The following is a 16,047-nucleotide window of genomic DNA, read 5'->3' as shown; positions in this document are numbered from 1 at the left end:
AAGGAGAACTTCATGGATTTTGTCTTTGCCCCGCCGCCGCCGGTCGGCGTGCCTGTCGTTGGCCGTGATGCGCAATTCCCGGTACACCGCGTGTATTGCGTTGGGCGCAACTACGCCGCGCACGCCCGCGAGATGGGCTTCGACCCCGACCGCGAGCCGCCGTTCTTCTTCTGCAAGCCGGCCGACGCGGTGGTGCCGGTTGCGGAGGGGCAGACGCTCGATTCACCGTATCCGGCAATGACCCAGAACCTGCATCACGAGATCGAACTGGTTGCAGCCATCGGCAAGGGTGGGCGCGACATTCCGGAGGACAAGGCACTGGAGCATGTGTTCGGCTATGCCGTGGGCCTGGACATGACCCGGCGCGACCTGCAGCTTGACATGCGCAAGGCAGGCCGGCCTTGGGAGATTGGCAAGGCTTACGACGCGAGCGCGCCGATGGGGCCGATCCATCCGGCTGCCGGCAACATGGGTGCGCTGGCGCAGGCTCGCATCGACCTCACCGTCAACGGGGAAACCCGGCAGGACAGCAGCATCGCCCAGCTGATCTGGTCGGTGCCGGAAACCATCGCCTATCTGTCGCGCTACTTTGAACTCCAGCCGGGCGACCTGATCTTCACGGGCACGCCCGAGGGCGTTGGTGCTGTGGTGCCGGGCGACCTGATGGAGGGCCGCATCGACGCTCTGGGCAGCCTGAAGGTTCGCATCACGGCGAAGGAGTGATGCGTTGCAGCTCTACAGCTTTTTCAACAGCTCGACCTCCTACCGGGTCCGCATTGCCCTGGAGCTCAAGGGCCTGGCCTTCGAGGTGCTGCCGGTCAACCTGCGCGGGCGCGAACAGCGCAGCGCGGCCTACATGGCGCTCAATCCATCCGCCGGTGTGCCGCTGCTGCGCGACGATGATGGCTTCGAGCTGACCCAGTCGCTGGCCATCATCGACTATCTGGACCAGACCCATCCGCAGCCGCAGCTGATCCCGGCTGAGGCGACGATCCGTGCCCGCGTGCTGGAATTCGCCCATGGCATCGCCTGCGACATCCACCCCATCAACAACCTGCGGGTGTTGCGCTATCTGCAGGAGGAGCTGGGTGCGGACGAGACGGCCAGGAACCGCTGGTATGCGCACTGGATCGCCGAGGGCCTGCGCGCAGCCGAGGCGCAACTTGTACGTCATGGCCGAGGCCCATACTGCTTCGGTGACGCCCCGACCCTGGCAGACATTTGTCTGGTGCCGCAGATCGCCAACGCCGAGCGCATGAAGTGCGATCTGGAACCCTACCCGACGTTGCGCGCAGTGGCGGCGCACTGCAGCATGCATAAGGCCTTCCAAGCCGCTGCGCCAGTGCGGCAGCCCGACTACGTGGGCTGACTGGCAGCCGGCGTGAGCGGCTCCTGCAGCAGGCATTCGACAAAGCGTCGCCGTGCTGCCCGCTCGGCAACGGTACCCACCGGGCCAAGCTGTGACTCGGCGATGAGGTAGCTGTAGAGCAGGAAGGCGCGCTGCCGCGCCTCGGGTTGCGCGAAACCGATCGACTCGATCAAGTGGCTGATGAAGTCGATGCGGCTGGCATCCGCCTCATCCACCGCCTGGCGGGCAATCACATCGTGCCGTGCCCATGCACGCAGGGCGAGTTCGATGCGCGCGGCGCGGACCGCGGCACGGCCGCGAAAGGGCAGGGAGAGCACGTCGCGCAACTGGGCCTTTGGATCGCCGCTCGTCCGCTGCAACCGGGCAGTGAGTTGCTCGGTCGCACTGCCGCGCCAGCTTTGCAGAACCTGACGCAGCAGGTCCTCCCGGTCGCGGAAATGCCAGTAGAAACTGCCGCGTGTCACCGACAGTTCGGTGGCCAGAACATCCACACGCACGTTGTCGATACCGCGATCGACCAACACCTCGGTGGCCGCCTCGATCCATCGCTGGGGCGTCAGCGTGTCGCGGCGAGCCGTGTCCTTGCTGGAGCGCGGAGGGGGACGCTGGCGGGTTGTGGTGGTGGCTGGCATGCGGTGGGCCTATGCTCTGGCACCCGGGTTTGCACTGATTTTAGAGCGCCATTGTAGGCTTAGTATTCGACCATACACATGTGTATGTGTATGGTCGAATACATGGAGGGATGAATGGACGCGATGGTCCAAGCCAGCCGCCTGGGGCTGGCGCCGCAGCGCGTGGTGCGGGTGCAATTCGATGACGGTAGCTTCGTGTTGCGCTCGCCCCAACCGCTGCGGCCCTATGCGCGCTGCATCGGCGAATGGCTCGAAACATGGGCGCGCGACACGCCAGACGCGTTTGCGTTCGCTGAACGCGCACCGGACGGCGGCTGGCGCACCCTGACCTGGGCGCAGACGCGCGAGCGGGTGGGGCGCATCGCGCAGAGCCTGCTCGGCCTCAAGCTCGCGCCACAGGCACCGATCGTGGTGCTGTCAGACAACGCGCTGGACCACCTGCTCCTGCTGCTGGCCGGCATGCATATCGGCCGCGCGGTGTGCACCGTGTCGAGCGCCTACTGCCGCATGGTCAAGGACGGCAACTACTCCAAGATTCACGGCATCCTCAACACCCTGGGGGCAGCGCTGATCTATGCCTCCGACGCCGCGGTCTACGGCCCGGCCCTCGCCAGTTCCGGGCAGCATGCCGTGGTGGTGTTCAGCCACGGGGCGGATTCCTACCCCGGCGCGCTGCGTTTTGAAAGCCTCGCGCAGACGGCAGAGGGTCCGGCTGTGATGGACGCGTTCAACGCGATCACCCCCGACACCCACGCCAAGTACCTGCTGACCTCCGGCTCCACGGGCCATCCCAAGGTGGTGATCAACACCCATCGCATGCTCTGCGCCAACCAGCAGATGATCGCGCAGGTGTGGCGCTTCCTCGACGAGGAGAAGCCGGTGCTGGCTGACTGGTTGCCGTGGAGCCACACCTTTGGCGCGAACAACAATCTGAACATGGTGCTGCGCAACGGCGGGTTCCTCGCGATCGATGACGGGCGTCCGCTGCCGGGGCAGATCGAGCGCTCGGTGCGCAACCTCTGCGAGGTGCGCCCGACCATCCACTTCAACGTGCCGCGCGGGGTGGACATGTTGCTGCCCTTCCTGGAGGGCGACGACAAGCTGGCGCAAGCCTTTTTCTCGCGGCTGCGCGGCGTGTTTTATGCCGGTGCGGGCATCCCGCAATCCACCTGGGACCGGTTACAGGCACTGGCCCTGCGCATTCGCGGCGAGCCCATCTGGCTCACCACCTCCTGGGGCTCCACCGAGACGTCGCCGGCCATCACCAGCGCGCACTGGTGGCTGGAGAAGGCCGGCAACATCGGCCTGCCCCTGCCGGGGGTGGAAGTGAAGTTCGTGCCCAACGGCGAAAAGCTGGAAATGCGCGTGCGCGGCGTCAACATCTTTCCCGGCTACCGCGATGCGCCGCAGCTCACCGCCCAGGCCTTCGACGCCGAGGGCTACTACTGCATCGGCGACGCGGGCTATCTGGCCGACCCGGAGCATGCCGAGCAGGGCATCGTGTTTGATGGCCGGGTCGCGGAGGATTTCAAGCTCAACTCCGGCACTTGGGTGTCGGTTGGCACCCTTCGGGTGCGGCTGGTGTCGGCGCTGGCGCCCTGGGCGCAGGACGTTGTCATCACCGGCCACGACCGCAGCGAAGTCGGGCTTTTCATTTTCCCGTCGGCGCAGGCCGCGGCGCTGCCACCGGGCGAGTTGCGCGCCAAGGTGGCAGCGGTGTTGCGTTGCCTTGAGGAGCAGGGTGGCGGCTCGTCGCAAACACCCACCCGCGCACTCGTGCTCGACGAGCCGCCCAACAGCGCAGCTGGCGAAATCACCGACAAGGGATACATCAACCAAGGCGCGGTGCTCAGGGCGCGCAGCGCTCTGGTCGATGCGCTCTATGCCGACTGTCCCGAAACCATCTTTCCGGAATGATGACGATGTTCAAAGACTTTCAACCCGCAGGTGGCGTGTTCGCCACCCTTGACCTGCTACGGGTGGAGCGCCGCGGGGCGCTTTTGCACGTACGGCTGAACCGCCCGGCCAAGCGCAATTCGGTGAGCGATGCCTTGCTGGCGCAGTTGCACACAGTGTTTGTCAATGTGCCATCGGACGTGCGCGTGGCCGTGATCAGTGGCGAGGGCGGGCATTTCTGCGCAGGGCTTGACCTGTCGGAGGTCAGCGAGCGCAACGTGGTCGAGGGCATGCAGCATTCGCGCTCCTGGCACGCAGCGTTCGACGCCATCCAGTTCGGTCCTGTGCCGGTGGTGTCGGTCCTGCATGGCGCGGTGGTTGGCGGCGGGCTGGAACTGGCCGCGGCCACGCACCTGCGCATCGCCGAGCGTAGCGCCTTCTATGCGCTGCCCGAAGGCCAGCGCGGCATTTTCGTCGGCGGCGGCGGATCGGTGCGCATCCCGCGGCTGATCGGGGTGTCGCGCATGACCGACATGATGCTGACCGGCCGGGTGTTCGACGCAGAGGAAGGGCAGTCCTGCGGCCTGTCCAACTACCTGGTGGACGAAGGCGCGGGGCTGGCCAAGGCCGTGGAACTGGCCGAGCGCATCGCGGGCAATGCGCCGCTGTCGAACTATGCGGTCACGCAGGCGTTGCCGCGCATCGCCGAGCTGCCACCGACCGAAGGACTGTTCATGGAGTCGCTGATCTCGTCCATTGCGCAGGGCGATGAAGGGGCGAAGGAGCGCGTGCGCGCCTTCCTGGACAAGCGCGCGGCCAAGGTGGGGAAAGCACAATGAGTGGACTGTTCAACGCATTCGACGACGCGTATGTGCTTGACGGCCTGCGCACGCCACAGGTGGACTACATGGGGGCCTTTGCCGATGCCAACCCGATCGACCTGGGCATCAAGGCTGCGCGCGCATTGTTTGCCCGCACGGGCGTGTCGCCGGAGTCGGTGGACACGACCCTGGCGGGCAACATGGCCCCGGGCGGCTTCGACCAGTTCTATGTGCCGCGGCACATCGGGCTGTATGCGGGCGTGCCCGTCGACCGCCCCGCGATGATGGTGCAGCGCATTTGCGGCACCGGGTTCGAGCTGTTCCGCCAGGCTGGCATGGAATTGGGTGGCGGGCGCGATCTTGTGCTGGTGGTCGGAGCCGAGTCGATGACCCGCAACCCCATCGCCGCCTTTGACCACCGCGGGGGATTCCGCCTCGGGGCGCCTGTCGGCTTCAAGGACTACATGTGGGAGGCGCTCACCGATGTTGCGCCGGGCATCTCCATGATCCAGACCGCTGAGAACCTCGCCCAGCGCTACGGCATCACCCGCGAAGAGGTGGATGCGTTCGCCGCGCGTTCCTTCGCCCGTGCGGTGCAGGCGCAGGCCGACGGCTGGTTTGACGGCGAGATCGTGCCGGTGCACAACGAAACCTTTGAACTGGACGGCTACAAGCCGCGCGGCATCCGCCTGAGCGGCAAGGTGAAGGCGGCTGACCGCGACACCCATCCGCGTGCGACCTCCCCGGAGGTGCTTGCGGGATTGCGCAGCGTCTATCCGGGCGGTGTGCAGACAGGGGGCAACAGCTCGGCGCTGACCGATGCGGCCGCGGCGGCCCTGGTGGGCAATGCCGCAGCGCTCAAGCGCTACGGCCGGCCACCGCTGGCGCGCATCGCCGCTGCGGCGGTGGCTGGGGTGCCTCCGGAGATCATGGGCATCGGTCCGGCTCCGGCCATTCGCCTGTTGCTGCAGCGCACGGGGTTGGCGCTCGACGCCATCTCCCGCTTTGAGATCAACGAGGCGCAGGGCGCGCAGACGCTGGCGGTGGCGAAGGATCTGGGCCTGGACATCGAACGACTGAACGTGCACGGAGGCGCCATCGCACTGGGCCACCCGCTGGCGGCCACGGGGGTGCGGCTGACCCTGACCGTCGCGCGGCAACTGCGCCACATCGGTGCGCGCTGGGGCATCGCCTCAGCCTGCATTGGCGGCGGGCAGGGCATCGCGCTGCTCGTGGAGAACGTGGAGGCCGGCGCATGAACGAACCCACAACCGGCACTCCGCGCTTGTACCGGGTGGACGTGCAGTTCGGCGACTGCGATCCCGCAGGAATCGTGTTTTTCCCCAACTTCCTGCGCTGGATGGATCAGGCCTCGCTGGCCTACTTCAAGGCCTGCGGGTTGCCGCCCTGGCGGGTGCTGGAGCGCAGCCGCGGCATCGTCGGCACGCCGCTTTTGGAGATCCACACGCGTTTCATGAAGCCGGCCACCTACGGCGAGACGCTGGAGATCGAAACCGTCATCGAGCACTGGGCGGCCAAGTCCTTCCGCCACCGCCACGTGATCCGTCGGGATGGCGTGACGCTTTGCGAAGGCACCGAAACCCGCGCCTTCGTGATGCGCGATCCGCACGACCCCGAGCGCATCCGCGCCATTCCCATTCCCGAAGACATCCGCGCGATGTGTTCCTGAAGCGACGGAGACCAAGACCATGCAGATCAAAGGACAATCGGCGCTGGTGACAGGCGGCGCCTCAGGCTTGGGCGAAGCTGTGGCTCGCGCGCTGGCCGCACAGGGCGCTCACGTCGCCGTTTTGGATCGGGATGCCGACAAGGCCCGGCGCGTCGCCGCGGCCATCGGCGGCGTCGGCCTGGCGGCGGACGTGACCGACAGCGCGGCGCTCACCGCAGCCCTGGATGGCGTCGAGCAGGCGCACGGCACCGCCCGCATCGTGTTGCACGTGGCCGGTATTGGCGGGGCGCAGCGGATCCTCGGCAAGGACGGCAGCCCCGCGCCGCTGGAAGCCTTCGAGCGCATCGTGGGGGTCAACCTGATCGGCAGCTACAACGTCGCGCGCCTGACGGCGGCGCGCATGGCCGCGCTGCAGCCGCTGGACAGCGGCGAGCGCGGCGTGCTGGTGATGACGGCGTCGGTTGCCGCCTTCGACGGGCAGATCGGCCAGGAGGCTTACGCCGCATCGAAGGGCGGGGTCGTGTCCATGACCCTGCCGCTGGCGCGCGATTTGGCCACTCACGGCATCCGCGTTGCGACCATCGCTCCCGGTCTCTTTGACACGCCCCTGATGCAGACCCTGCCCGAGCCTGTGCAACAGGCGCTGGCCGCCTCCGTACCGTTTCCGCAGCGCTTGGGGCAGCCTGGCGAATTTGCCGAGCTGGCTCTGCACATCGTGCGCAACGGCTATCTCAACGGCGAGACCGTGCGGCTCGACGGCTGCCTGCGCATGGCGCCGAGGTGAGCATGAGTTGGTCCTACCACGCGCCCCTGCGCGACATGCGATTTGTCATGGCCGACGTCCTCGAGGCGCCCGCGTCCTGGGCCGGCTGCCCTGCGCATGCCGATCTGGACATCGAGACCGTCTCCACCGTGCTGGAGCAGGCCGCGCGCTTCGCCAGCCAGCAGCTGCAGCCGCTGAACGGCCCCGGCGACTCGTCCGGCTGCCAGCTGCAGGCCGATGGCCGCGTGGCCACGCCGCCTGGTTTCGCCGCCGCATACCAGGCCTTTGTCAACGCTGGCTGGCCCGCGCTGGCCGCCGAGCCGCAGTGGGGCGGTCAGGGGTTGCCGCTGCTGGTGGACGGCGCCATACGCGAGATGCTCGACGCATGCAACCATGCCTGGACCATGTACCCCGACTTGCTGCACGGCGCGGTCGAAACCTTGGCTGCACACGGCAGTGCCGAGCTGCAGCAGCGCTATCTGCCAAAGCTGGTCAGCGGCGAGTGGCTCGCCGCCATGGCACTGACGGAGCCGCAGGCCGGCAGCGACCTCGGCCAGGTGCGCACCCGCGCCGAGCCGCAGGCTGACGGCAGCCTGCGGGTGAGCGGCAACAAGATCTTCATCTCTGGCGGCGCGCACGACCTCACGCCCAACATTGTTCATCTCGTGCTTTGCCGCTTGCCCCATGCGGCAGCAGGCACACGCGGGCTGTCGCTGGCGCTGGTGCCGCAGGTGCTTTCAGATGGCAGCCGCAACGCCATGCATTGCGATGGCATCGAAAAGAAGATGGGCATCAAGGGCAGCGCGACCTGCGCAATGCGCTACGACGGCGCCACGGGGTGGCTGGTGGGCGAGCCGGGCAGGGGGCTGGCGGCAATGTTCGTGATGATGAACTCGGCGCGCCTGCATGTGGCCCTGCAGGGGCTGGGCCACGCCGAGATGGCTGCGCAGAACGCGCTGCGTTATGCGCAGGAGCGGCACCAACTGCGTGCGCCGCGGCGCCCCGAAGGCGCCACGACGGGGGCCGATCCCATCGCCCTGCATCCGGCCATGCGCCATGTTTTGCTGCGCCTGCAGGCGCAGGTCGAGGCAGGGCGCGTGATCGCCGCGCGCGCGGCCCTGGCGCTGGATCTGGCCGCGCACCATCCTGACGCCGACACCCGCAATGCAGCCAATGCGCGGGCCGGCCTGCTGACCCCACTGCTCAAGGCGCAGCTCACCCGACTGGGCTTCGAAGGGGCGAGTTCGGCGCTTCAGGTGTTCGGCGGCTACGGCTATGTGCACGAATACGGCATCGAGCAGACCCTGCGCGATGCACGCATCGCCATGATCTACGAGGGCACCAACGAAATCCAGGCCATCGATCTGGTGCAGCGCAAACTGCTGGCCGACGGGGGCGCGGCGTTCGAGGCCTTGCTGGATGAATGTCGCACCGAGGTGCAGAGCTGCGGCGCAACGCCGGGCCTGCAAGCCTTCGCGTCGGCGCTCGCTGCGCACTGTGACGCGGCCGCCAAAGGCGTGGCGGCGCTGCTGCAACGGCAGGATGCCGAAGCTGTGCTGAGCCTGGCGCAGGATGCGATGGACGGGCTGTGGTGGCTGCTCAACGCCTGGGCCTTCACGGCGAGCGCGCGGGCCGCCCTGCGGGTGCGCTCTCACGACGCCGCGTGGGCCGACGCTAAGCTGGCGCGCATGCGTTACGGGGTGGAGTGGCTGCTGCCGCAGGCCGCCCTCCATTGGGATCGGATCGCGGGCAGGGCGCTTGCCCTGCCCGAATTGGAGTCGGCGCGCTGAGGCGCCGCGTTTGCGTTCGAAGACAAGGAGACAACTGCATGAAGGCTTTAAAGACCGGCGTACTCGCCGCTGCGCTGCTCACCGCCGTTCCGGCGATGGCCCAGGTCCACGTCGGCGTGATTCTTTCGCTGACCGGCCCGGCAGCCTCGCTGGGTATTCCCGAGAAAAAGACCGTCGAGCTGTTCCCCAAGACGATCGATGGCCAGGCCATCACCTACACCATTCTCGATGACGGCTCCGATCCGACGACTGCCGTCAAGGATGCGCGCCAGCTCATCGAGCAGGATCATGTCGATGTGATCCTTGGGCCGAGCATCACGCCCAACGCGCTGGCGATCATCGACGTGGTGGCGGAGAAGCGAGTGCCCGACATTGCCATCGTGCCCAGCATCTCCAACCCGGTCACCGACAAGACTCGGTGGGTGTTCAGTGCGCCGCAGAGCAATGCCTTGATGGCCCATGCCGTGGTGGAAAACATGCTCAAGCAGGGCTACAAGAAGGTGGCCTTCATCGGCTTCAGCGACGCCTACGGAGAAGGGTGGTGGAAGGCCTTCTCGGCCGATGCCAAGTCCAATGGCATCGATGTTGTCGACAAGGAGAGTTATGCCCGCACCGCAACGTCGGTGACCGGGCAGGCCCTGCACATCCTTGCAGCCAAACCGCAGGCAGTTCTTGTCGCCGCGTCCGGTACGCCAGCGGCGCTGCCGGCTCGCGCGCTCAAGCAGGTCGGCTTCAAGGGGCAAATCTATCAGACGCACGGCGTGGCCAATCCCGACTTCCTGCGTGTCTGTGGTGCGGACTGCAACGGCACGCTGCTGCCGGTGGCGCCGGGCCTCGTGGCTTCGCAGCTGCCGCAGTCCACGCCTTTCAAGGCGGCTGCGGTGCGGATGGACCAGATCTTCGAGAAGGCCTACGGCAACACCGTCTCGCAGTTCACCGTCAACGCCTGGGACAGCGGGGTGCTGTTGGAGCACGCGCTGCCGGTGGCGCTGAAGGTGGCCAAGCCGGCCGACAAGACCGCCTTCCGTGCCGCGTTGCGTGACGCGCTCGAAGGGCTGAAGGACGTTCCGGGGGCCGACGGCATCTACACCATGTCTGCAACCGACCACAACGGCCTGGATGCCCGCGCCGTCGTGATGGTTCGCATTGAGAATGGGGCCTGGAAGCTCGTCAAGTAATTTTCTCCACGGCATCGCAGCGGCGGCCGGCAGTCGGCCGCCGCGGTGCCGCTCGATCGCTGCTCCCCGGCTGCTCCCATGACTTTTGACATTGCGCTGTACCTTGGCCAGAACGGAGTGACGCTGGCAGCGATCTACGCGCTGCTGGCTTTCGCCCTGGTGCTGGTGTTCGCCGTGACACGGGTGATCTTCATTCCGCAAGGCGAGATCATGACCTTCGCCGCACTGAGCCTGGTGGCCATCCGCAACGGGCAGCCGCCGCTGCTGGCCTGGCTGTTGGTTGGCCTCGGTGCCGTTGCCTTTGTGCTGGATGGCATCACTGCAGTGCGTGCCGGGCAGGCGCACCGCCTGGTGCGGGTGGCCGCGGTGAATCTGCTTCCCGCGGGCATGGTGCTGGTGGCGGTGTACACCCTGCCGCTGGCGACGCTTTCCTATCCGCTGCAGATCGTCCTGACCCTGCTGATGAGCGCTGCCTTCGGGCCGCTGCTCTACCGCGTGGTGTACGCACCGGCGGCGCGGGCCTCGGTGCTCACCCTGCTGCTGCTGTCCGTGGCGCTGCACATGGTCCTCAGCAGCTTGGGCCTGCTGCTGTTCGGACCGGAGGGCTCTCAGCTGCCGGCCTTCACCGATGGCAACTTCCAGCTCGGCGGCATGCCCGTGGGCCTGCAGAGCCTGTGGATCATTGGCACCAGCCTTGTGCTCCTGCTGGCCCTGTTTGTGTTCTTCCGCTACACGCTGTATGGCAAGGCCCTGCGCGCCACTGCGGTGAGCCGTACCGGGGCGCAGCTCATGGGCATCTCACCGGCCTTCGCGGGCCGGGCCGCTTTCCTGCTGGCTGCTGCAATGGGCGCGTGGTCAGGCATCCTCGTGGCCACAACCACGGTGATCGACTACGACGCCGGCTTCGTCATCGGCCTCAAGGGTTTCGTCGCCGCCATCATCGGCGGCTTGTCGAGCTACCCGCTGGCAGCCATCGGCGCGTTGATCGTGGGACTCACCGAGTCCTTTGCCTCCTTCTGGGCCAGCGCCTACAAGGACGTGATCGTGTTCCTGCTCATCATCCCGGTGCTGCTGTGGCGCTCGTTGGCCAGCGCCCATCATGAGGAGGAGGAGTCGTGATGCTGCATCGGCTTCCCTTGATCGCCTTTATCGCAGCGCTGTGCGCGGCGCCGTTCGTCTTGCAGGGCTATTCCCTGCTGATGCTCAACTACGTGGGCCTGAGCGTCATCGTCGTGCTCGGCCTGGTTCTGCTCACCGGGGTGGGGGGGCTGACCAGCTTCGGGCAGGCGGCCTTCGTCGGCATGGGCGCCTATTCGGCGGCGTGGCTGACCACGGCCATGCACTGGAGCCCGTGGGCCAGCCTGCTCGCCGGGCTGGTGCTCACCACCGTGGTGGCGCTGCTTCTCGGCTGGGTGACTCTGCGCATGAGCGGGCACTACCTGCCTCTGACCACGCTGGCCTGGGGCATTGCCATCTACCTGCTGTTCGGCAACAGCGAGACCCTGGGAGGGCAGACTGGCATCACCGACATCGCGCCGCTGAATCTGCTGGGCTGGAAGCTCACGGCGTCGTGGCAGTTTCACATTCTGATCTGGGGCGTGGTGCTGGCCATCATCTGGACGGTGCACAACATGCTCGACTCGCGCGAGGGGCGGGCCATGCGCGCCCTCAAGGGCGGGGCGCTCATGGCGGAATCCATGGGCGTGAACACCACGCGATTCAAGACCATCTTGTTTGTACTGGCTGCGCAGTACGCCTGCGTGGCGGGCTGGATCTACGCTTGCATGCAGCGCTTCGTGAACCCGACGCCGTTCTCGCTGCAGCAGGGCATCGAGTACCTGTTCATGGGCGTGGTGGGCGGCATTGGCGAGCTATGGGGCGGAGTGGCCGGCAGCTTCCTCTACGCCTTGCCGCGCGAATGGCTGCACAGCCACCTGCCGGCACTGCTGGGGCGCAGCGGCAGCTTCGAGGGCATCGTGTTCGGGGCGCTGATGATCGTGATCCTGCAGCGCGCGCCTGAAGGGCTGTGGCCGCACCTGTGCCGCGTATGGCAGCGCCGCGAGTTGGCGCCCGGCACCAGCGCGAGCGTTGGAGTGACGGCGCTGGAGGCGCGGCCCAAGCCGAACAAGGGCGATGCCATCCTTCAGCTTGACGCCGTGACCAAGCGCTTTGGCGGTCTGGTGGCCAACAACGCCATCTCGTTCGAGGTGCATGCAGGCGAGGTGCTGGCGCTGATCGGCCCCAACGGGGCTGGCAAGAGCACGCTGTTCAACTGCATCTCGGCAGTGAGCCCGCCCAGCGCAGGCAGCATCCGCTTCCTCGGCAGGCCCGTGGAGCATTGTGATTCGCGCCGCGTGGCGCAGATGGGTATGAGCCGCACCTTTCAGCATGTGCGGCTGCTGCCGCGCATGAGCGTGGCCGACAACGTGGCGCTGGGCGCGCACCTCCGGGGTAAGCACAGCTTCGTCGCCTCCGCCTGGCGGCTGGATCGGGCACAGGAACTGCACATTCGGGCAACCGCCCACGATGCCCTGGAGCGCTGCGGCTTGCGCGCGCAGGCGCAGGTGCTCGCAGGCAGCCTGCCGCTGGGGTCGCAACGGGTGGTGGAGATCGCCCGGGCGCTGGCGGCCGACCCCTGCCTTCTGCTGCTCGATGAGCCCGCAGCTGGCCTGCGCTACCTGGAAAAGCGTGAACTGGCCACGCTGCTCGAGCGCCTGCGCGATGAGGGGCTGGCCATCCTCTTGGTCGAACACGATCTGGACTTCATCATGGGCCTCGCCGACCGTGTGGTCGTGATGGATTTCGGCGAGAAAATCGCCGAGGGCACACCCGCCGAGGTTCGCCGCAACCCCGCAGTGATCGAGGCCTATCTTGGCGGCGTCGACGATGCAGACGACGCGCAAGCCGAAGGAGCGAAGGCATGAAGGCCCTGCTGGAAGTCAGCGACCTGCGGGTGGCCTATGGCAAGGTGCAGGCGCTGCACGGCGTGAGCCTGCAGGTGCAGGCCGGGACCATCGTCACGGTCATCGGCGCCAATGGCGCGGGAAAGACGACGCTGCTCAACGCCGTCATGGGCCTGCTGCCGGCACAGGGTTCGGTGTGTTTCGACGGACGACACCTCGCCCGCGCCGACACCCAGGATCTGGTGGAACTGGGCCTTGCTCTGGTGACCGAGAAGCGCGACCTGTTCGGCAGCATGAGCGTGGAGGACAACCTGGGGCTCGGCGCCTTCCGCCACCGGCGCCAGGGGGCGGCGGCACGCCGCCACGCGCTCGACGACGTGTTCGACATGTTTCCGCGCTTGGCCGAGCGGCGCGCGCAGGCGGCCCAGACCCTCTCGGGTGGCGAGCGGCAAATGCTGGCGCTGGGGCGCGCGCTCATGGGCGCGCCGCGCCTTCTGATGCTCGACGAACCCAGTCTGGGGCTGGCCCCGCGCATCGTGCGCGACATCCTGCATCGCATCGCTGCACTTCGCGATCGCGGCATGAGCATTCTGCTCATCGAACAAAACGCCCGAGCTGCATTGCAGGTCGCCGACCATGCCTACGTGCTTGAACTGGGACAGGTGGTGCTCGACGGCCCTGCCGAGCGCGTGCTGCACGACCCCAAGGTCGAGGCGACCTATCTGGGCATGTTGAGCGCCTGATGCCCCGGGCCGGCAAGCGCCCGGGACCTTCATCGGGGCTGTGGCCGGCTGGACAAGGCTGGACGCGCCCATCCTTCGGCGGGATCGCCCGTGGCGCACCGCGTCGAGCCTGTTTCGTGCGTGGACACAGGCGTGGGCAACCTGAGTTCGACAGCACGACCTGTTGAGAGCCGCTGGCGCGGGCGCAGGCCCGTCACCCTCTTCGACTTCAGGCGGGTTCGCGCATCCCCGGACGGCAGCGCCACCATCCAAGCGGCGGGTGGACACCGAGGCGTGTCCACCCGGGGCTGCGCGATGCGGCCTCCACAGGGTCGAACGCCACGCGCGGACCGGCCTTGCCCGGGCGCATGCCGAGCATCGCGGACAATTCGGTTGCATGCTGATCATGAGAGCAGTCACAATCCCGATATCAGGGGCACGCCGAAATCGCCGTGTCCCGCCATTACGACCGGAACGCGTATGCTGGCCAAATCTTCTTTTCCCTCACCGAATGTCGATCTCGAATCTCTGGTCGGGCACCATATCCGGCGTCTGCATCAGATCGCGGTGGCGATCTTCCTGCAAGAGAACCAGGCGTATGGCTTGACGCCGGTGCAGTACGCCGCACTGCAGGGGGTGCGCAACACGCCGGGCCTCGATCAGCGCACCCTGGCGCGCACCATCGGCTTGGACACATCGACGACCGCGGGAGTGATCGACCGCCTGGAGGCGCGGGGGCTGATGCGCCGCAACGCCTCGTCCTCGGATCGGCGGGTGCGGCTGCTCGAGGTGACGCAGGCGGGCATCACGCTGTTGGACGCTGCCTTGCCTGCAGTCCTGCACGCCCAGGAGCGCATCCTCGAACCCCTACCGGTAAAGGAACGGGCCGAATTCATGCGCATGCTGGGTCAACTGGTGCTTGCGAACAACGATCTCAGCCGCGCGCCCAGCGGCAACTGAGCGCTCTCCGGGCCGAACTCAGGGTAGACCCGCATGGCAATTTGAAAAAGTTATCACGATACTGATGATCTGTATACAAATGATCGGCCTCTGGCCATGACCCTTGGAGACGTCTCATGAACTGGAAGCAAGCGTTTATTGGCCTTTGCCTCGCGGCAGGTGCGCTCAGCGCCGCCGCGGCTGCCGAGCCGCTGAAAATCGGCCTCATCCTGCCCATGTCGGGCCCTTTCGCTGCCTACGGAAAGCAGATCAACCACGGCGTGCAGTTGTGGCTCAATGAGCACGGCGGCAGCATTGCCGGTCGCAAGGTCGACGTGGTGCTCAAGAACGACGCGCCCGGCACCGCCGGCGATGTGGACAAGCGCCTGGCGCAGGAACTGGTGATCAAGGACAAGGTGGACATCCTGGCCGGCTTCGCGCTCACGCCCTCGGCCTTTGCCGTGGCGCCGCTGGCCACCCAGGCGAAGATGCCGATGGTGGTGATGAACGCGGCGACCTCGTCGATCACGACCAAGTCGCCCGACATCGTGCGCGTTTCCATGACCCTGCCGCAGGGGTCCAAGGTCATCGCCGACTGGGCCGCGAAGAACGGGATCAAGAAGGTGTTCGTGCTAGTGGCCGATTACGGCCCCGGCTTTGACGCCGCCACCCAGTTCACGAAATCCTTCACCGGGGACGGGGGCGCGATCGTCGGCGACATCAAGGCGCCGCTAAGCAATCCGGACTACGCGCCGTACTTGCAGCGCATCAAGGACGCCAAGCCCGATGCGGTGTTCCTGTTCCTGCCGCCGGGCGCCGGCACCATCGCCTTCATGAAGGGGTTCGTCGACCAGGGGCTGGCGGCCAGCGGCATCAAGCTCATTGGAACGGGCGACCTGACCGACGAGGACATCCTCGACACCCTGGGCAAGCCGGCTTTGGGCATCATTACCGCCTTCCACTATTCCGCGGTGCACGATTCGCCGCAGAACAGGGCCTTCGTGGCGGCGTATGACAAGGCCTACCCGAAGGATCGTCCCAACTTCATGGCCGTTGGCGGCTATGACGGCATGGAACTGATCGACCTGGCGCTGAAGAAAACCCACGGCGACGCGAAGGGCCCCGCCTTCATGGCGGCGGTCAAGGGCCTGCATTGGATCAGCCCGCGCGGGCCGGTGACCATCGATCCGGCCACGCGCGATATCGTGCAAAACGAGTACATCCGCAAGGTGGAGATGGTCGGCACGCATTTGCAGAACGTTGAGTTCGAGACGGTGCCAGACGTGAAGGATCCGGGCAAGTAATCGCGCATCCACGCCCGGACAACCGCGGCGGCGACCAGGA

The 16,047-nt window shown here is 66.8% G+C and carries 15 protein-coding genes; 14 read left to right on the top strand and 1 reads right to left on the bottom strand.

Annotated features, from left to right (window positions below; all coding sequences use genetic code 11):
• The first annotated feature begins 12 nt into the window (after window positions 1-12).
• A complete protein-coding gene (locus tag CD04_RS0106940; protein ID WP_031405355.1) occupies window positions 13-723 on the top strand; it encodes a fumarylacetoacetate hydrolase family protein in 711 nt (236 codons plus the stop codon).
• A 4-nt stretch (window positions 724-727) separates the two neighbouring features.
• Entirely contained in the window at window positions 728-1,369 is a 642-nt protein-coding gene (gene maiA, locus CD04_RS0106935) for a maleylacetoacetate isomerase (protein WP_031405353.1), read from the top strand.
• On the opposite strand, the gene CD04_RS21530 is transcribed toward maiA, so the two are convergent.
• Window positions 1,357-2,001 (bottom strand): TetR/AcrR family transcriptional regulator, encoded by a 645-nt coding sequence (locus CD04_RS21530; RefSeq protein ID WP_031405351.1) that lies wholly within the window; start codon window positions 1,999-2,001, stop codon window positions 1,357-1,359. The genes maiA and CD04_RS21530 overlap by 13 nt on opposite strands.
• 114 nt (window positions 2,002-2,115) lie before the next feature.
• On the opposite strand from CD04_RS21530, the gene CD04_RS0106925 reads away from it, so the two are divergent.
• From CD04_RS0106925 to CD04_RS0106865, 12 genes are all read left to right on the top strand, one after another.
• A complete protein-coding gene (locus tag CD04_RS0106925) occupies window positions 2,116-3,918 on the top strand; it encodes a feruloyl-CoA synthase (protein ID WP_031405349.1) in 1,803 nt (600 codons plus the stop codon).
• 5 nt (window positions 3,919-3,923) lie between these two features.
• Complete coding sequence (locus tag CD04_RS0106920; RefSeq protein ID WP_051849237.1) at window positions 3,924-4,736, top strand: crotonase/enoyl-CoA hydratase family protein; 813 nt, start codon at window positions 3,924-3,926, stop codon at window positions 4,734-4,736.
• Window positions 4,733-5,977: a thiolase family protein gene (locus CD04_RS0106915; protein WP_031405345.1), complete on the top strand. Its 1,245-nt coding sequence runs from the start codon at window positions 4,733-4,735 to the stop codon at window positions 5,975-5,977. Before CD04_RS0106920 ends, CD04_RS0106915 begins: the two co-directional genes overlap by 4 nt.
• Window positions 5,974-6,408, top strand: a complete 435-nt coding sequence (locus CD04_RS0106910) for a thioesterase family protein (protein ID WP_031405343.1) — start codon at window positions 5,974-5,976, stop codon at window positions 6,406-6,408. Before CD04_RS0106915 ends, CD04_RS0106910 begins: the two co-directional genes overlap by 4 nt.
• Before the next feature lie 19 nt (window positions 6,409-6,427).
• Window positions 6,428-7,192 carry an SDR family NAD(P)-dependent oxidoreductase gene (locus CD04_RS0106905; protein WP_031405341.1) on the top strand — a complete coding sequence of 255 codons (765 nt, stop codon included), beginning with the start codon at window positions 6,428-6,430 and terminating at the stop codon, window positions 7,190-7,192.
• Between the two features lie 2 nt (window positions 7,193-7,194).
• The gene (locus CD04_RS0106900; protein WP_031405340.1) at window positions 7,195-8,961 is read left to right on the top strand and encodes an acyl-CoA dehydrogenase family protein; all 1,767 of its coding nucleotides are present in this window, start codon (window positions 7,195-7,197) and stop codon (window positions 8,959-8,961) included.
• A gap of 38 nt (window positions 8,962-8,999) precedes the next feature.
• On the top strand, window positions 9,000-10,139 hold the full coding sequence (locus CD04_RS0106895; RefSeq protein WP_031405338.1) for an ABC transporter substrate-binding protein: 1,140 nt from the start codon (window positions 9,000-9,002) through the stop codon (window positions 10,137-10,139).
• 78 nt (window positions 10,140-10,217) lie between these two features.
• Window positions 10,218-11,258, top strand: coding sequence for a branched-chain amino acid ABC transporter permease (locus tag CD04_RS0106890; RefSeq protein ID WP_031405335.1), 1,041 nt, complete (start codon window positions 10,218-10,220; stop codon window positions 11,256-11,258).
• On the top strand, window positions 11,258-13,063 hold the full coding sequence (locus CD04_RS0106885; RefSeq protein WP_051848997.1) for an ATP-binding cassette domain-containing protein: 1,806 nt from the start codon (window positions 11,258-11,260) through the stop codon (window positions 13,061-13,063). Before CD04_RS0106890 ends, CD04_RS0106885 begins: the two co-directional genes overlap by 1 nt.
• Entirely contained in the window at window positions 13,060-13,785 is a 726-nt protein-coding gene (locus CD04_RS0106880; RefSeq protein ID WP_031405331.1) for an ABC transporter ATP-binding protein, read from the top strand. Before CD04_RS0106885 ends, CD04_RS0106880 begins: the two co-directional genes overlap by 4 nt.
• A 459-nt stretch (window positions 13,786-14,244) precedes the next feature.
• On the top strand, window positions 14,245-14,724 hold the full coding sequence (locus tag CD04_RS0106870) for a MarR family winged helix-turn-helix transcriptional regulator (protein ID WP_031405329.1): 480 nt from the start codon (window positions 14,245-14,247) through the stop codon (window positions 14,722-14,724).
• 116 nt (window positions 14,725-14,840) lie between these two features.
• Window positions 14,841-16,007 (top strand): ABC transporter substrate-binding protein, encoded by a 1,167-nt coding sequence (locus CD04_RS0106865; protein ID WP_031405326.1) that lies wholly within the window; start codon window positions 14,841-14,843, stop codon window positions 16,005-16,007.
• The last annotated feature ends 40 nt before the right edge of the window (window positions 16,008-16,047 follow it).

This window comes from Thiomonas sp. FB-Cd, assembly GCF_000733775.1.
Classification (GTDB): domain Bacteria; phylum Pseudomonadota; class Gammaproteobacteria; order Burkholderiales; family Burkholderiaceae_C; genus Thiomonas_A.
Note: the sequence above shows the minus strand (reverse complement) of the source record. Positions and strands in the feature narration are given on the sequence as shown.